17 protein-coding genes are annotated in these 17,588 nt (G+C 37.1%); 16 read left to right on the top strand and 1 reads right to left on the bottom strand.

From position 1 onward, the window contains the following. The first annotated feature begins 4 nt into the window (after positions 1–4). The 14 genes from J7E57_RS09555 (at position 5) to J7E57_RS09490 (ending at position 14,115) form a co-directional block, all read left to right on the top strand. Positions 5–898 (top strand): hypothetical protein, encoded by an 894-nt coding sequence (locus J7E57_RS09555; protein ID WP_215127419.1) that lies wholly within the window; start codon positions 5–7, stop codon positions 896–898. A gap of 13 nt (positions 899–911) precedes the next feature. Further along, positions 912–1,994, top strand: coding sequence for a glycosyltransferase (locus tag J7E57_RS09550; protein WP_215127417.1), 1,083 nt, complete (start codon positions 912–914; stop codon positions 1,992–1,994). 122 nt (positions 1,995–2,116) lie between these two features. Beyond that, a complete protein-coding gene (locus tag J7E57_RS09545; RefSeq protein ID WP_215127414.1) occupies positions 2,117–3,208 on the top strand; it encodes an NAD-dependent epimerase in 1,092 nt (363 codons plus the stop codon). 211 nt (positions 3,209–3,419) lie between these two features. Continuing rightward, complete coding sequence (locus J7E57_RS09540) at positions 3,420–4,823, top strand: polysaccharide lyase family 1 protein (protein ID WP_215127412.1); 1,404 nt, start codon at positions 3,420–3,422, stop codon at positions 4,821–4,823. 78 nt (positions 4,824–4,901) lie between these two features. Next, positions 4,902–6,056: a glycosyltransferase family 4 protein gene (locus J7E57_RS09535; RefSeq protein WP_251029868.1), complete on the top strand. Its 1,155-nt coding sequence runs from the start codon at positions 4,902–4,904 to the stop codon at positions 6,054–6,056. 52 nt (positions 6,057–6,108) lie between these two features. After that, complete coding sequence (locus J7E57_RS09530) at positions 6,109–6,912, top strand: phytanoyl-CoA dioxygenase family protein (protein WP_215127409.1); 804 nt, start codon at positions 6,109–6,111, stop codon at positions 6,910–6,912. An 11-nt stretch (positions 6,913–6,923) separates the two neighbouring features. Beyond that, entirely contained in the window at positions 6,924–7,895 is a 972-nt protein-coding gene (locus J7E57_RS09525; RefSeq protein WP_215127407.1) for a hypothetical protein, read from the top strand. Further along, positions 7,892–8,386 carry a GNAT family N-acetyltransferase gene (locus J7E57_RS09520; protein ID WP_215127404.1) on the top strand — a complete coding sequence of 165 codons (495 nt, stop codon included), beginning with the start codon at positions 7,892–7,894 and terminating at the stop codon, positions 8,384–8,386. The genes J7E57_RS09525 and J7E57_RS09520 overlap by 4 nt, the downstream gene beginning before the upstream one ends. A gap of 39 nt (positions 8,387–8,425) precedes the next feature. Beyond that, complete coding sequence (locus J7E57_RS09515; protein ID WP_215127402.1) at positions 8,426–9,463, top strand: GNAT family N-acetyltransferase; 1,038 nt, start codon at positions 8,426–8,428, stop codon at positions 9,461–9,463. A gap of 30 nt (positions 9,464–9,493) precedes the next feature. Beyond that, positions 9,494–10,552, top strand: coding sequence for a GNAT family N-acetyltransferase (locus J7E57_RS09510; protein WP_215127400.1), 1,059 nt, complete (start codon positions 9,494–9,496; stop codon positions 10,550–10,552). Between the two features lie 31 nt (positions 10,553–10,583). Further along, positions 10,584–12,512, top strand: coding sequence for a polysaccharide biosynthesis protein (locus J7E57_RS09505; protein WP_215127397.1), 1,929 nt, complete (start codon positions 10,584–10,586; stop codon positions 12,510–12,512). Positions 12,513–12,646: 134 nt separating this feature from the next. Next, positions 12,647–13,063, top strand: a complete 417-nt coding sequence (locus J7E57_RS09500) for a helix-turn-helix domain-containing protein (RefSeq protein ID WP_051691792.1) — start codon at positions 12,647–12,649, stop codon at positions 13,061–13,063. Between the two features lie 153 nt (positions 13,064–13,216). Further along, positions 13,217–13,774 carry a hypothetical protein gene (locus J7E57_RS09495; RefSeq protein ID WP_215127395.1) on the top strand — a complete coding sequence of 186 codons (558 nt, stop codon included), beginning with the start codon at positions 13,217–13,219 and terminating at the stop codon, positions 13,772–13,774. 41 nt (positions 13,775–13,815) lie between these two features. Next, positions 13,816–14,115, top strand: coding sequence for a hypothetical protein (locus tag J7E57_RS09490; protein WP_029276618.1), 300 nt, complete (start codon positions 13,816–13,818; stop codon positions 14,113–14,115). 417 nt (positions 14,116–14,532) lie between these two features. Here the strand turns inward: J7E57_RS09490 and J7E57_RS09485 are convergent, their stop codons facing one another. Continuing rightward, complete coding sequence (locus tag J7E57_RS09485) at positions 14,533–15,546, bottom strand: zinc-binding alcohol dehydrogenase family protein (protein ID WP_215127391.1); 1,014 nt, start codon at positions 15,544–15,546, stop codon at positions 14,533–14,535. A 119-nt stretch (positions 15,547–15,665) separates the two neighbouring features. Between J7E57_RS09485 and J7E57_RS09480 the strand changes: the two genes are divergently transcribed. Both J7E57_RS09480 and J7E57_RS09475 read left to right on the top strand, forming a co-directional pair. After that, positions 15,666–16,505: an AraC family transcriptional regulator gene (locus J7E57_RS09480; protein WP_215127389.1), complete on the top strand. Its 840-nt coding sequence runs from the start codon at positions 15,666–15,668 to the stop codon at positions 16,503–16,505. A gap of 132 nt (positions 16,506–16,637) precedes the next feature. Continuing rightward, positions 16,638–17,552 (top strand): pentapeptide repeat-containing protein, encoded by a 915-nt coding sequence (locus J7E57_RS09475; RefSeq protein WP_215127387.1) that lies wholly within the window; start codon positions 16,638–16,640, stop codon positions 17,550–17,552. Positions 17,553–17,588: the final 36 nt, after the last annotated feature.

Here is a 17,588-nt window from a genome sequence, read left to right as displayed (position 1 = left end):
TAAGATGAATGCAACTGTTAACCTCTTTAATAAAATATTCGCAGCTGATAAATGGAACATTGGTTTTATTTATCAAACACCTGAAGAGCTGATCAGCACGGAAAAGCTGAATGGGGGGATAAACTGGCTACAGGAAGATAACATCGATTATGCCGCTGATCCTTTTGTGGTAAGTGTAAATAATGCACCGAGGATTTATTACGAAGAACTGGATTTTTGGAAAGGGAAGGGTGAGATTATGATGATTGATGAATTCGACTTCAAAAACAAGAAGAAAGTGCAGGGCATCAAGCCAGATGCGATCCATTTATCTTATCCCTATCTTATAGAAGAAAATGGTTGTTTATACTGCATTCCCGAAACGTCAGAAGCGAAAGAAATAGCACTCTATCAGGTTGATCAGGAGAATCCTAACCAGTTAACCAAAATAAAAGTGCTGGTTAGTGGGAAAGCTTTTGTAGATAGCTCGATTATTTATCATGAAAATAGATATTGGCTTTTTACCAGTGTATCCGGAGATCATCATCACCTGTATATTTATCATTCAAAAACGCTAAACGGTCAATACACAGGGCATTATCAGAACCCAATTCCTGTAGAAAAAGAATTTTGCAGGGCTGCAGGGAGCTTATTTAAAGTTGGCAAATCACTGTACCGCCCTACACAAAACCCCATTAACCGCTACGGAGGCTCAATTATCATTAACGAAATTGAAACATTGAGCGAAAAAGCGTTTTCAACCATCAATAAATTCGAAATATTACCAGATAAACCTTACAACAAAGGGCTCCATAACATCAGTTTCACCAACAACATTATTGTAATAGATGGCAAGCGGAAAGTAATGAGCTTGATGATGCCGCTCAAAAAAATTGTTCGAAACCTTAAAAGGAAATAAATCGCCGTTCGAAATGACAACACCAGAAAAAAGAATGATTTTTATTTCGTTAACCGATGCCCCCAATGGTGCTGAAAATGTGCTGTTGATGATGGCTACTGCTGTTAACGGCGAAATGTACTTTTTAAAGAAACACCCTTTTACAGGGCTTAAAATTTCTGAAGGGATTTCCAAAAGATACTTATCTAAAAAAACAATTTTTTGGGGTTTTGTCAAACTGGTACCAATACTCCGAAAATATAAAAAGGATGATGTGTTAATGAGCACACATCCGTATTTAAATGCTTTTTTAGGCTTTTTAAAACTTATAGGTTATCTCAGGTCCAAATTAATTGTACGAGAATGCACTTCTGTTTTTACCCGTTTCACCGGAATTAAAAAACGCATTTATCAAATTATTTACCGCATTGGTTATCCGGCTGTAGATTTAGTAGTTTGCCAAACTACATTAATGAAAATGCAACTGCTTGATCATAATAGCTTTTTATCGAAGCACAAAATATTGGTTCAACCCAATCCCGTCGATTTTAATAAAATCATTGCTAAATCTGATCAGCCTTTAATTAATGGCGATGCTAAACTCGATTTTATCTGCTCTGCAGGAAGGTTGATCCCAGAAAAAGGATTTCCGATTTTGATCAAAGCTTTTAAACTGATTCAGCAGGAATATCCCAAATTGAAATTACTCGTACTTGGAGAGGGAAAAGAAAGAGCATCATTAATCAATATTATCGAGGAGAATAACTTAAGCGATTCGGTTTTTTTAAAAGGACAGATAGATAATCCGGCTCCTTATTTTAAACAGGCAAAACTTTGCGTGGTATCTTCCATAAAAGAAGGTTTTCCGAATGTACTGTTAGAAATGATGTCGGTAAACAGCGCAGTCGTATCGACACTTTGTGCAGGAGGCATCAGCGAAATTCCGGCTATTACCAAAGTTGAAGTAAACAATGTAGAAGCCCTCGCCAAAGCGATGGGCGAGAAATTGAAACATAACCAAAATCCGGATGCTGAAACGGCGATGCAATATTTGTACGGCCGTAGACCAGAAATATTTGCTCAATCTATTTTAAACGCATTGCAGCAACATAACTAAATCCAAAAAATATTAAACTAACCATTACCGCATTTTCTGATGGGATGCTTTGCTGTATCCTAAAAACTAATAATTAAGCCTTCTGTGAGGCCATTCTTAACTGTTTCTCAAACTTAAATTTTATGAAAATTCTAATTACCGGTACAGCCGGATTTATTGGTTTCCATTTGGCAAAACGCTTATTGGAAAGAGGAGACGTTGTTGTGGGCATTGATAACATCAACGATTATTATGATGTAAACCTTAAACATGCCCGCTTGGCTCAAACTGGTATTAACCATACTGATTTGGTTTACGGTATTCCTCAGGTAAGTGATAGATATGAAAATTATACTTTCATAAAGTTGGATATCTGCGATAAAGAAAGTTTAGAAAATTGTTTTAAAACCTATCAGTTCGATGCAGTTTGTAATTTGGCCGCTCAGGCAGGTGTACGGTATAGTTTAACCAATCCGGATGCCTACATAGAGGCCAATATTAAAGGCTTTTTAAATATCCTGGAGTGTAGCCGTCATTTTAAAATTGGCCATTTACTGTACGCCAGCTCTTCAAGTGTTTATGGATTAAATAAAAAAATGCCGTTTTCTGCTCATGATAATGTAGATCATCCGGTTTCATTATATGCAGCTTCTAAAAAAAGCAACGAATTAATGGCACATGCTTATAGCCATTTATTTAATCTACCAACCACTGGTTTACGTTTCTTTACAGTTTACGGTCCTTGGGGCCGCCCGGATATGGCTTTGTTCTTGTTTACAAAAGCAATTTTAGAAGGCAAGCCCATCGAAGTTTTTAATAACGGGGAAATGAAAAGAGATTTTACTTATGTGGATGATATTATTGAAGGCATTGTGAGGGTTTTTGATCAACCAGCAAAGGCAAACCCAAACTGGAATAACCAAAAACCTGATCCAGCTACATCAGCAGCGCCTTTTGCCGTATTTAATATTGGGCGGGGGGCACCGGTTAACTTGTTGGATTTTGTTGAAGAAATTGAAAAAGAGACGGGATTAACCGCACAAAAAATATTTATGCCCATGCAAGATGGTGATGTGGCAGAAACATCAGCAGATATTGATGATTTAAAAAACTTATTAAATTATGAACCATCTGTTTCCGTACACAAAGGTGTAAAGAATTTTGTGAACTGGTTTACAACTTTTTATCACCCAAATTTACAGTTGGAACCTAAAACAACTGTTATTGCAATTTAGTTTGTCATGACTGTGTAAACTAGATGTATAATAAATCTTATAAAACTGAATTATTAAACTGTCATTTTACTATCTGTAAGCAATTGGTTTACAGTATAAGTAATGCCGAATATTAAGCCTATTATTTAATTATCAGCGTTTTAACTGCATTTTATTAAATGTACTCATTTATCGCATATAGCGTTAAGTTGTAAATTTAAAAAAATAAAAAATGCAGAGAAAGACAAAATTGTTTAAAAAAGTGAGTTTAATTGGTTTAATGTTAACGACAATTATCTTCTTTAGTAATTGTAAAAAAAGTGTGAATGCCGATGATAAATTGGCCGACAGTACAGAATTGTTTTCAAGCGATTCAGCATCAGTATTAGCAGCTATCAGTGGCAGTACAGGTAAATTAAGCCTTATAGGAGTAAAGTCTGAAGGAGGTTATGCATATAAAATTTCACAATCCATTTCTGGCGGTGACAATGCTACTTCAAAAGAACAATCAATTTTAAGATTATTTGAAAACGGAGTAGAACTTGGTCCTGCTCATAGCATACACGATGATATTAGGAATTTAGGTAAAGGAAGGTTTAGCCATTGGGGTACTACGGTAATATTTTCAGCATCTGATAATACCGACCCAAGAACGAACGGCCGTTCTTATACCTATGTAATGGGCGGTACAAGTGCTGCTTTACCACCGGCAGAAACGGTAACTCCACCTCCTACAAATACAACTATTAATGCAGCCTTAGTAGGTTATGCTTTGGTAAATGGTAAAACAACAGGTGGCCAGGGTGGTGTCGAAACTACTGTAACAACCCTTGATCAATTAAAAGCAGCTGTTGGTGATAACATTACACGTACTATTTATGTAAGTGGTACCATTAAAGGCGCTGGTAAGGATATTGTTTATGTAAAATCAAACAAATCTATTATTGGTAGATCTGGAGCTGTTATTGAGGGTGTGAATCTATTTATTTATACAGTAAGTAACATTATAATTCAGAATATCACTTTTAAAAATTACGTAGAACAGGCAGCAGTGCAAATTAAAGAGGCTGCTCACCATGTTTGGGTAGATCATTGCGATTTCTCTACAGATCGTACTCATGGCTGGGAATATTGGGGTAAAGACATTACCATTACCAGAGAATCTGATTATGTAACTGTTTCCTGGAGTAAATTCCACGATACCAACCTATCAGTACTAATTAGTGGCGGTATCGAAGGTCACGAAGCAGATAAAGGTAAATTGCACGTAACCATGCACCACAACATGTGGTATAATGTTACCGAAAGAGAGCCATCAATGAATTATGGTAGTGTACACATGTTTAACAACTATCACCTTAACAACTCAGGTTACTCAATCGGTACAAGAGCAGGTGGTATAGTGAGAACAGATAATGAATATTTCTCAAATTGTGCTAAACCATTAACTACAAAAGTGGCAAGTGATCCGGAAGGATATTTTAGCGGTATTACCACCAATATTTACGATAAATGTGGGGCAAACAATATAACGACGGCAGTTTCTTCCTGGGTTCCAGAGTATGAGTATGCATCATTCCTTAACGATGCAGCGAGCGTGCCTGCAATTGTTACGGCAAATGCTGGTGCCAGGTAGGTAAAGCAAAACCTTCATATTTTTTCTGCAATAAGCCACCTGGATAGGTGGCTTTGCAGTTTAAATTAAAATTTTGACATGATGAATATAACTAGTAAGAAGATTTTTATCGTTTGCGACTCTTCCAGATCCCTGCTCGATTTTAGAGGGAAACTGATCGAAAAAATGCAGCAACATAACCAGGTTTTTGTATTTACACCAAAAATTGAACAAGAATCTGTTCGGCGTAAACTGAAAGAACTGAATGTAATTACCTACGAGAGTAAATTAGATGGTAGTAATGTTTCTATCATATCCGATTTAAGATTTATCTTTTCGCTATATAAACTCATCAGGCAAATAAAACCTGATATTTTTTTTCCTTACACCTTTAAACCTGTTATTTACGGCTCTTTTTTAGCTAAAATATGCAAGGTTAAACTAATTGCCCCCATGCTTACTGGCTTGGGTTATAACTTTACCGATAATTCATCCGGTAATAAACTAATTGTTAAAATAACAAGGTTATTACTAAAACTAAGTCTGAAACCCAATCCACGTTTAAATATTATTTTTCAGAACAAAGACGATTCTCAACGCTTAATCGATCTGAAGATCCTGAATAAAAAACACCAGGTTTATGTGGTTAACGGATCGGGAGTAGATTTAAGTCATTATCACTATTCTAAACCAAGTACCTCGCCCATAACTTTTTTAATGGTATCGCGGCTCATAAATGCAAAAGGCATTAAAGAATATTACGATGCCGCTAAATTAGTTAAGCAACGGTTTCCGCAAGCCGTTTTTAAACTCATTGGACCATACGATCCGAATATTGACGCCATTGCACCCGAGCTGTATCAAAAAATTGCGAGTGGAGATACGATTCAATACATCGGACAGGTTGATGATGTGCGGCCAGATATTGAGCGCTCTTCGGTAATGGTGCATCCTTCTTATTATGGAGAGGGCGTTCCACGCTGTGTGCTCGAAGGAATGGCCATAGGCAGGGCAGTAATTACCTGCGACTCTGTAGGGTGCCGTGAAACCGTTAATAACGACCTTAAGCAGGCCAACGGATTTCTTATCCCGATTAAAGATGCCGGTGCACTAGCCAACAAAATGGAATATTTTATTAATAACAGTAATGATATTATTGCTTTTGGGAACAAAGGACATGAATTTGCAAAAACAAAATTTGATGTGAATATCGTTAATGCAGAACTCTTTAAGATCATGCATTTACAGGCTTAACCAACCTTTACACATTAATAACTAACCAAATAAATAAACTAAACCTAAAATTGTGAACAATACATTTATTTACAAACGAGCCACTTTAGCCGACTTTAGGGAAGCTATTGATGAGTATGGATGGGTTGTATATGAAAAGGCAATCAATCAGAAATTAATTTCAGAAATAACCACAGGTTTCGAAGCTTCTTATCTGTTAAGAAGAGAAATACAGGTTTTAAATGGAATTGAAGAAAATATGGAGGGAACATTACATCATTTGCTTGAGAAAGATAATTTCGCTATAGAGCTTTTGAGTAAATTGTACTGCCACAGAGAAATCCGTGATTTTTTGGGCGGAAACTACATTCTTAATGGAATAAATGGAGTAATTAACACCAAAAAGAGCAAATCCTATATCCAAAATATCCATCGCGATGTTCGTACATTTTCGTCTGAATCTAAGTTTATGATCCAGATGATTATTGTGCTCGATGATTTTACCATATTTAATGGCGCCACACACTTTTTGTCGGGTTCTCATAAATTAGATATCAAACCCGAAGAAAAATACTTTAAAGCTTTCGCTAAACAAGCTATTGCTAAAAAAGGAAGCATTATATTATTCGATTCCAATATCTGGCATGCAGGGGGGATTAATTTCACCCGCAAACAGCGTAGAGCTTTAACCTTAGGTTTTACCAAACCTTACATCAAACAACAATTCGATTATCCCAGATTTTTGGGATACGAATTTGGCGAAAAAATAGATAACGATTTAAGGCAGATTATTGGTTACAATGCCAGGGTACCTGCCAGTTTACAGGAATATTACAGACCTGTAGAAAGCAGAATGTATAAAGCAGATCAAGGGTAGAGGATAAAACGATGGAAACAGAAACGCACTCACCCAAAACAATCGGTGGCTACATCCCGCTAGAATTATCAAAAGGGGAGCTTTATTACCCTGATTTAATTGCACTTAATACCGGTAGAAATGCACTTGAGTATGTGTTAAGGACAAGAAAATACTCCACCATATATCTTCCATACTATACCTGTGAGGTTTTGCTAGAGCCGCTTCAAAAACTAAACGTACAGTATCACTTTTACCATATAGACGAAGATTTAGATCCGGTAATAGATTTTGAATTAGGCGAACATTGCTGCTTACTTTACACCAATTACTTCGGACTTAAAACGGAAACCGTTAAAAAGCTAGCTAAAAAAATCAAGAACCTGATTATAGATAATGCCCAGGCATTTTTTTCTAAGCCGGTAAACAATTGCGATACCTTCTACTCATGCCGCAAGTTTTTCGGTGTACCCGATGGTGCCTATCTGAATATCTCTAAAACACTGGGTTTAAATTTAAAACAGGATCAATCAACAGATCGGTTTGCTCACCTGATTAAAAGTATCGATATCAATATTGAAGAGGGCTATGCCGATTACATAGAAAACAACAAGCAGCTGTGCAATAACGAAATCAAAAAGATGTCGGCATTAACAAAAACCATTCTTTCCAGCATCGATTACGATAAGTGCGCCGATATCAGAAGAAGGAACTTTGCTTATCTGGATGAGCACCTGGGGCAGGAAAATATTTTGAGGCTAAATTTTTCTGAAGAGGATGTGCCGATGGTTTACCCGCTTCTGGGAGAAGATCCGTCTATTAAACAGCAGCTCATCAATCAAAAAATATTTGTAGCCACCTATTGGCCCAATGTTTACGAATGGGCACATGTTGATAGTTATGAATACTTTCTGGCTAAACATCTTATTTCGTTACCAATTGATCACCGCTACAGCATAGCGGATATGAAAGTTATTGTTAAAGCTTTAAAACCGCTCATATGAACACTCAAATTTACCTAAGGCCATTAGCGTTAAAAGATGCTGATGTGTCGTACAAGTGGAGAAACGATCCTGAAGTGTGGTCGTACACCAAATTTGTGTTAAAAGAGCAAATTACCGCCGAAGTTGAAAAACAATGGCTATTAAATAAACTAAATCTGACCAACGAAAAACGTTTTGCCATCTGCGTAAAAAACACCAATGAATACATTGGCAATATTCAGTTGCTCGATATCGGAAACGATAGTGCAGAATTTCACCTCTTTATCGGCGAAAAGAAATACTGGGGGAAGGGCATAGGCTATAAGGCCTCTTTAATGTTGTTAAAATATGCCTTTTATAACCTTAACCTTAAACATATTTTCTTAGAAGTACATTCAGATAACCGGGCTGCTTATTCTATTTATAAAAAAGTAGGCTTTCAACCTGTTTCACAGCAGGAAGATTTCATAAAAATGGTAATTAATTCTTCTGTTTTACTTGCCACAAACTGAACTATTTACTTTAAATCTACCCTAATTTAATAGCTCGAAATGAGAAAGATTATTACAATTGATGATAAACAAGAATGGTCTGCATATGTAAAGCGTGCTTTGCATTACGATTTTTATCACACCTGGTATTACCACTCTTTAGATAAAAGTGGTTTACCTATACTGTTTGTGTATGAGGAAGGCGAAAATTACATTGCATTCCCACTTTTGAAGAGAAACATCCCTGGTTCCGATTTTTTTGATTTTACATCGGTTTATGGATATACAGGGCCTATTTCAAACATGGACTTCAATTCTTTGGACGATGATTTTATGGAACGCTTTAAAAATACATTCATAGCGTATCTCGAAACTGGTCAAAATGTAACCGTTTTTTCCAGATTGCATCCGTTTTTTAATCAGGAAAGGTTAATGGAGAAGTTTTCTGGAGTATATGCCAATGGAAAAACAGTGGCAATCGATTTAACCACAACCATTGAAAGTCAAAGGGCGGGCTACCGAAAAAGCGTAAAAGAAAAAATCAGGCGGTTACGAAAGCGTGATTATGAAGTCCGAATTTCGACCGATATTAATGATACGAGCATTTTTTCTGAAATATATACTGAAAATATGATTCGCATAGGCGCAAAAGACCATTACCTTTTTAATAATGCCTATTTCGTTGCGCTACTTTCTTCTGATGAATTTGATAGCAAGCTTTTTATGGTGTATAAAGATGGCATAGCCATATCTGGCGCCATAGTAGTTTGTACCAAAGAAATTATGCAGGTGCACCTTTTGGCTACCAGGACCGCTTACCTGTTCGAATCGCCAGCTAAATTATTGACTGATGAAATTACCATAATTGGTAGACAATTAGGATATAAATACTTTAACCTGGGTGGGGGTGTTAATTTTAAAGAAGACAACCTTTTTGGCTGGAAGATGGGTTTCTCTAATTTATGTTTCGAATTTAATAGCTGGCGGTATATTGCCAATAATGAATTATATAATGCACTTTTAAACGAAAGATCGCTTGATCCTTTTTCGACTGTTGATTTTTTTCCACTCTACCGTAGTCCTGTAATTGCCTCGTAATTAATTATTATTTCTTTTAATAAAATGGATATGCTGATTGAAAATAATGCTGCGGGCACTACTTTGCAATTAACTTTAGAGCAAAAAGACGATTGGGTAAAGTATATTAGCTTGGCTGCCGATTATGATTTTTATCATACCTGGCACTATCATGCTATGGCAACCAACGGAAGGCCCATTTTATTTGTGTATTGCGAAGCCAATAGTTTTATCGCTATGCCTTTACTAGAACGTGCAATACAGGATACGCCATATTACGATCTGCATTGCGTTTACGGATATTCAGGCCCTGTTTCTAACCTGAAATTTACCGATATGAGCGACAGTTTAAAAGGAAATTTTTTAAACGCTTTTTCAGCATTCTTATATAAAGGCAGCTACGTTTCTGTTTTCTCCAGGCTTCACCCTTTTTTTGATCAAAATATACTGTTACAAAAAACGGATAGCATATATGAAAATGGAAAAACAGTTGCCATTAACTTACAACAAAGTATAGAAGAGCAACGCAAACAGTATAGGCAAACAACGAGAGATAGCATTAAGAAATGTAGAAAGTTTGGTTATATTGCTGTTGAGGCTGCCACTCAGGAAAATATCGCTGCTTTCACGAAGCTTTATCAATCTAATATGAACCGTATTAGTGCTGCTGATTTTTATCTTTTTACTGAAGAATACTTTACCAAGCTTGTTCAGGCTACAGAATTCGACTGTAAGTTAATCCTGGCTTATTCGAACGATGATTTGGTTTGCGGAAGTATAATTATGTGTACCAATAGCATTATAGAAGGACACTTAATTGCCACTAATGCCCATTATCTTAAAAATTCTCCAGCTAAATTCTTGGTTGATGAAATTAGTGAGTTAGGCCGCAAGTGGAAGATGAAATACTACCATTTAGGTGGCGGACTTGGTTATAAAGAAGATTCGCTATTTGAATGGAAACTGGGTTTTTCAAATATGGTTTTAGATTATTGCAGTTGGCGTTTTATTGCCAATAAAGCTGTTTATAATCAGTTAGTAGAAAAATCGGGTAATCAGATACATACAGATATAGACTTTTTCCCCCTTTATAGAATGATACCTCAATAAACTTTAAACGAATATTTAATGATTCTCAATTATGAAAAATTTCTTTTTTCCAGACAGAGCACACTCAAGGTGGTTAATTTTATTGATTGATCAGATGATCGTTGTATGGACATTGTTTATATCCATTGTACTAACCAATACATTAAACTACGCCGACGTTTTTAACTCCGGCAATGCAGTTTACGTGGCACTTTATTGTTCCATCGCTGCAGGTGTTTTCATTTCACTAAGAATACACACCGGTATTATCCGTTATTCCAATACCGAAGATATTTTGAGGGTCTTCCTTGCGGTTTTTGTAACCAGTTTACTCTTTGTTAGCGTAAATAAAATACTTTCGCAACGTTTTCAATTGCTTTGGCATCAAATGGATAAGGCATTGATATTGAACTTTTTTATCTCCTCATCGCTGCTTATTCTCATGCGTATTTTGGTAAAAGGAGTGTTTTTGTTTTTTAAAGAACTTAAATCAGAAACCAAAGAGAATATTCTGATTTATGGATCAGAAAAAAAAGCGATCCTCATCAAAAAAGCAATAGAACAGAATGGAGATTCTAACCTGAACATCATTGGCTTTGTTGATGATAACAGAGATCGGGTTGATAAATACCTCGAGCAGAAAAAAGTATACCACTCTTGCTCAGTGGCGTTATTAAAAGAAAAACACAATATAAAAAAGATACTTTTTGCAGAAGATGCACTAAACACTTTAAACAAAAAGAAAATTATCGATATCTGTGTTAACGAAGGTATGAAAGTAATTATGGTGCCGCCATCAGATAAATGGTTATACGGGAAGTTGGATTCGCACCAATTACGCGACCTGAAAATTGAAGATCTGCTGGAACGTGAACCGATCAAGCTCAATAAAAAGAATATTCTGAAAGATTTAAGTGGTAAATGTATTTTAGTTACAGGCGCTGCGGGTTCTATCGGATCGGAGATTGTTCGGCAGGCCTTACAGTACAATCCTAAATCTGTAATTCTCTGCGACCAGGCAGAAACACCGCTTCACGATTTAAAACTCGAACTGGAAGATAACTTCCAGGACGCGAACGTGAAGATATTTATGGCCAATGTGCAGAATTTAAACCGGATCAGAACATTATTCGAACTCTATAAACCTGAAATTGTTTTCCATGCTGCGGCTTACAAACATGTTCCCATGATGGAGAATAATCCAGCTGAGGCCATTTTAACCAATGTACTGGGCACTAAAAACATGGCCGACATATCAATGGAATTTGGCGTAGAAAAGTTTGTAATGATTTCTACCGATAAAGCTGTTAAGCCAACCAATGTAATGGGGGCATCTAAACGTTTGGCCGAAATTTATATTCAGTCACTAAACAGTCCTGAGATTATTTCAACTGGTGAAATTACCACACAAGCTCCGCGCACCCGTTTTGTAACTACCCGTTTCGGAAATGTTTTGGGCTCAAATGGCTCTGTTATTCCAAGGTTTAAAAGCCAGATAGAAAAAAGAGGCCCTATAACAGTAACCGATCCGGAAATTACCCGCTATTTTATGACGATTCCGGAGGCCGTTCAATTGGTAATGGAAGCGGGAGCAATGGGTAAAGGGGGAGAGATATACCTTTTCGATATGGGTAAGCCAGTTAAGATTGTCGATTTAGCTGTAAATATGATCAAATTAGCGGGTTTAACACCTTATGAGGATGTCGATATCGTGTTTACAGGTTTAAGACCAGGAGAGAAGCTGTATGAAGAACTTTTGCTTATTGATGAAGAAATTATACCCACCCACCATCCAAAAATTAAAATATCGCAAAAAGTAGCTTACAATTATTTGTACGTTAATCAGATTATTAAAGATCTGATAGTGCTGAATAACGATGGCAACGATTTGAATATGGTGAAGAAAATGAAAGAAATTATACCCGACTACATCAGTAATAATTCGAGATTTGAAGAATTAGACCTGTTGGTTGCCAATTAATTACCGTAAAAATACCCTAATAAAATTATTTTACTTTTGTTCGTGAAATAATTATTAAATTGCATTAAATAGTAATAGTCGTCCCAGATTGTTGATCGAGTTTAAATGTTTTATTTTAAATTAAATTAACTGCTATGAGTTTAAATGTAGGCCAAGTTCTTGAGCGTGTTGTACGCAGAGATAGAATGGGGATAAGTGAATTATCCCGGAAATTAAATGTAAGTAGAAGAACTATTTACAATTGGTTTGATCAGAAAAGTCTAAACCCTGAAATTATTTGGAAAGTGGGTACCGTAATCGGTCACGATTTTTCTGTTGAGTTACCCGAAACTTTTGCTAAAAACAGTAACTATATCCACGAAGCTTTAGATGCCCATACAGGGGATCAAACTAAAGGTGATGCGAATTCTGTATACTTCTGGATGAATAAATACATCAAGTTACTTGAAAAATACAACGAAATATTAAGCAATAACAACATTGATAAGAGTGTTTCAGAAACAGTTGCACATCATACTATGCCAAGAAATAACAATCGGTCTATTTCTTAAGCCATCGCTGGTATTTTAATTTATTTTAAACCCATATCTTCTTAGCGTTTACCATCCCGGTGAACTCTCCCTTTTTTTATAGTATCTCTCTAAATAATTCACCATAAATACACTTTATGGTGATGGATTTCTATTCACTAAAATTTCGAAATCATGAAAACAATTAACGCACTAACTCTACTGTTGCCATTGTTTGCTTTTCAAGGCGCCAAAGCACAATCACAGGTTTATGGTGGTACCGGTATCCGGTATTCTGTTGGTATTGAAACAGGTTTGGCTACTGGCTATTTGGCTAAAAAGTACGAGGCGCCGCTTGGCGTTTCCGTTCAGGCAGAATTTCCCATTACCGAAAGCATTTTATATGCCTCGGTAAATACTGGATTCAATAACATTTTTGTATCGGGCAACTACTCCCGCCTGGTAGATGATTTACAGCTTGTACCAGTTAAAGCAGGCTTAAAATATTTCTACAGAAGTAATCTTTATCTGCAGTCGGAAATAGGTTTCTCCTTTCTTTTAAATAAAACAAATTGTGTTGAGGGCAAAAAAGCTGCGTTTGTATACGCGCCACAGGCAGGAATGATATTTTATCTGCACAACAATAATTATATCGATGCAGGATTACGCTATGAAAGCAATGGCAAATTCTATCACTGCGACCATACGAACAACTTTGTAGGCCTCAGGATCGCCTGGGGCTTCAGCTTATAAAACGGGCATTCCTTAGTAATCATCTTTAATAAGCTTCATAAATGAAAGCAAGTATACAATACAATACGATGAACGGATTATGGATCCTTTTTATTGATTGTAAATATGAGGATTCTCCGAAATACATTAGGATGATTACGAAAATTATAATCAAAATGTTATCAGGAACAGTCATTCCCGGCAATCGGCGAAGGGTTAGATCTGGCAGGCATTACCTGATCCATGAGCATGTGATAGAATTGCACACAGACGAATGGTTTCCATTGGTGCTGGCAAGCGAGAGCAAAGAGCTTTTGGAAGGCATCAAATCAATCTTTATGGATATGAGCGGGAAAAAATAACCCGCCCAATTTATTTTATCGATCAAAAATACGGGAAGGTTGCTCCGAAAGGAGTAGCCTTTTCTTGTTTCCGTGCTATCGTAAGCAATAAAGACTGTAACATAATTTATAATTCAGCTCCTTTGTTTTTGGCTAAATACTAACTTCTACTAAATGCACATTCTGAAAACTGGTCGTCTTTCCCGCGCAGGCGGGAATCTTAATGGAACCGACAGGCCCCTATCAAGCATTACGATTATTCATAAGCTTTCTTCTCTTCAAAGGCATTCATGTGCACTGCGTGGTTTCCAATCAACCCGATAGCTATCGGGTTGGGAATGACGATACCCGTATCCTATATCGTCAATCCATTGTTTTTAAAACTGATTTATCAGGATTACAATCCGATATTTATGGTACCACCTATATCTATAATTCCTAATATTCGATTACAACCTTACCAATCGTTTTTCCACTTTCTAATAAGCGGTGTGCTTCTTTTAGGTTTGCTGCTGTAAATCCTTTCAGCCTGGTGTTTAATGTCGTTTTAAGCGTGCCATTGTCAAAAAGTTCGGCGAGTTTATTTAAAATATGGTGTTGCTCTTCCATATCAGCGGTTTGATACATCGAACGGGTGTACATCAATTCCCACGAAAAAGTAACACTTTTGTTTTTTAACTTATTCAGCGCAATAGGAGTGGCTGAACCGGTAATGGAAACAATGTGTCCCTGCGGTTTGATCAATTCTACTACGGCATCCCAATAGCTATTTAAATCAACAAAATCTAGTATAAAGTCTACTTCCTGATAACCTCCTGCATGTATTTCTTCAATCAGGTTTTTATGGTCTACTACCAAATCGGCTCCCATCTCCAGGCACCATTCTTTGGTTTCTGTACGCGAAGCTGTGGTAATTACCTTTAGTCCGCTTATTTTTTTTGCGAGCTGTATGGCAATTGAACCTACACCACCGGCACCTCCAATAATAAGTATACTTTTTCCTTTATCTTTTTGTTCGCTGATGCGGATACGATCGTATAACGATTCCCATGCTGTAAGTGCGGTTAGGGGCATAGCAGCAGCTTCGGCATTGCTGAGTGTGCTTGGCTTTAAACCCACAATACGTTCATCTATCAATTGATATTCGGTATTACTGCCACTGCGCGTAAGGTCACCAGCATAATAAACCGCATCGCCAGGTTTAAAAAAAGTAACCGCCTCTCCAACAGCTTCTACCGTTCCGGTAGCATCCCAGTCAATCACTTTAGGCGTTTCCAATACTGTATCTTTAGCACTGTTCTGGCGTATCTTATAATCTACCGGATTTACACTGATTGCATTTATCTTAACCAGTATATCGCGTCCGCTAGGTTGTGGAACAGCTGTTTCAAATTCGATAAAACTTTCTTCTGCCGAAATGGGTAGTGAGGTTTTAAATCCTATGGCGTTCATGTCTTTATATTAATATACAATGTTATAATTTCTGTAAGGCAAATATAAACTGATATGGTGTCATTATTCAGTATAAATTTGCTTTTAATTGGTAAATTTGCGCTATGGTTTAGCACAAAATGAATAAAGAAACGCTATACGAACCTTTTGAAATTATTTATAAGAAGTTAGATGAATGTCCGAAAGAAGGCCATAAACATTTATTTTTTGAACTGGTATATGTTTTATCGGGCACAGGAAAACAGTGCATCAATAACAATAAATTTGATTATTATGCCGGTCATATGTTTCTGATTACGCCAGAAGATTGCCATTCGTTTGAGATAGAAACCACTACCGAATTTTTCTTTCTCCGTTTTGGAAATGTATATATCCGATCGAAGGATTTTCGTACCGATGATGTACAGCGGATGGAATATATTCTGCAGAATGCCAGTCATCAACCAGGCTGTATCCTAAAAAACTTCTCAGATAAACCTTTTATTCGGTCGCTTATTGATGCAATGATGGCCGAATATGTAAACCGCGATCTGTATAACAAAGAGTTAATTGCGAAAATAGTAGATACGATGATTGTTGTGGTAGCCCGGAATATTGCCAAATACCTGCCTGCTGCCATTAAAGAAGATGCTGAAGAGAAAACCTTGGCGTTACTAAACTATATCCAGGCGAATATTTATAATCCTGAGAAATTAAGGGCCGAAAAACTGAGTAGCCAATTTGGTATTTCTGAGAATTACTTTGGAAAATATTTTAAGAAACATACCAACGAAACGCTTCAGCAATATATTGCCAATTTAAGGATTAAACTGGTTGAGGCCCGTTTACGTTTCAGTAACATGCGGATCAGCGAAATTGCGTATGAGTTGGGTTTTACAGATGAAAGCCATTTGAACAAATTTTTCAAATCGCAAAGAGGATTAAGCCTTAAAGCTTTTAGAAATTCGCTTGTAGCTTAAATACAACCACTGGTTGCTAAAAAGCAACAATAAGTAGCGTAATTACAACTATAATGATCGGCTGATTTGCTGAATCTGGCTAACAGGCTGGCTACATTTGCAATGTCGAAAGATTAAAAAAAGACAGTACGTATGGATGCAAAAATGATTGGCAATAAAATCGCGGGAGCACGAAAAAAAATAAACATGTCTCAGGCCGGACTTGCCGGACATGTATTTGTAAGTCCACAGGCCGTTGGGAAATGGGAGCGGGGAGAGTCAATGCCAGACATTATTACCTTGAACCAACTCGCCAAAATTCTGGATGTAGACCTCAATTATTTTTCAGAAAACCGCTCTTCTATAAATGCCATCAGTGCGGTTGAAGAGACTGTACCAGAGGTAAACAGTTTAACAGATTCACATCAGCCACAGCTGTTGACCAATTTTAGCGGGAACGATCTCGCTAAGACTGATTTTGCTGGTATTATCGCGCATAAGCTGAAATTTAACGGGAGTAATTTACGCGGCTCAGATTTTACTGGTGCTGACCTGACTGGCAGTTCGTTTCTGGGTAGCGATGCACGTGAAGCCAGTTTTCAAGCTGCAAACCTCACCGATTGCAGCCTGTCGGCTACTGATCTTACAGCCACTAATTTTGGTCAGGCCATTTTGGTGCGTACAAAATTCTATGCTTTAGAACTGGCCGGCGCAACAATCAGTAATACCAAGTTAACTGAGGTAAAACTGAGCAAGACCGATTTAAGGAAAACGGTTTTTGAAAACTGCGTGTTTGAGGGGGTAGACTTTGACTATTCCGATCTGCGTGGACTGCGTTTGGATGGGCAGACTTTTACAGGGGTGCTGTTTCACAACGCAGCACTTAACGAAACTACATTTAAAGGTGCAACCCTTAAAAATGTATCTTTTCGCTCTACCTTCGCCCTCACCAATAAATATTACAAGGCTATTAAAACGATCTGCTTTGAAGGGGCAACGATGGATAAGCTAACCTATGCTTCACTCAAAGGTTTAGGCGCCGATTTATCGAAGGTTAACCTGGTGTAATATAGGCATATCTATGCCTCTTAAAAAAGGAGGTGA

This window comes from Pedobacter sp. ISL-64, assembly GCF_018613605.1.
Lineage (GTDB): Bacteria > Bacteroidota > Bacteroidia > Sphingobacteriales > Sphingobacteriaceae > Pedobacter.
This window is presented reverse-complemented; position numbering and strand designations above follow the sequence as displayed.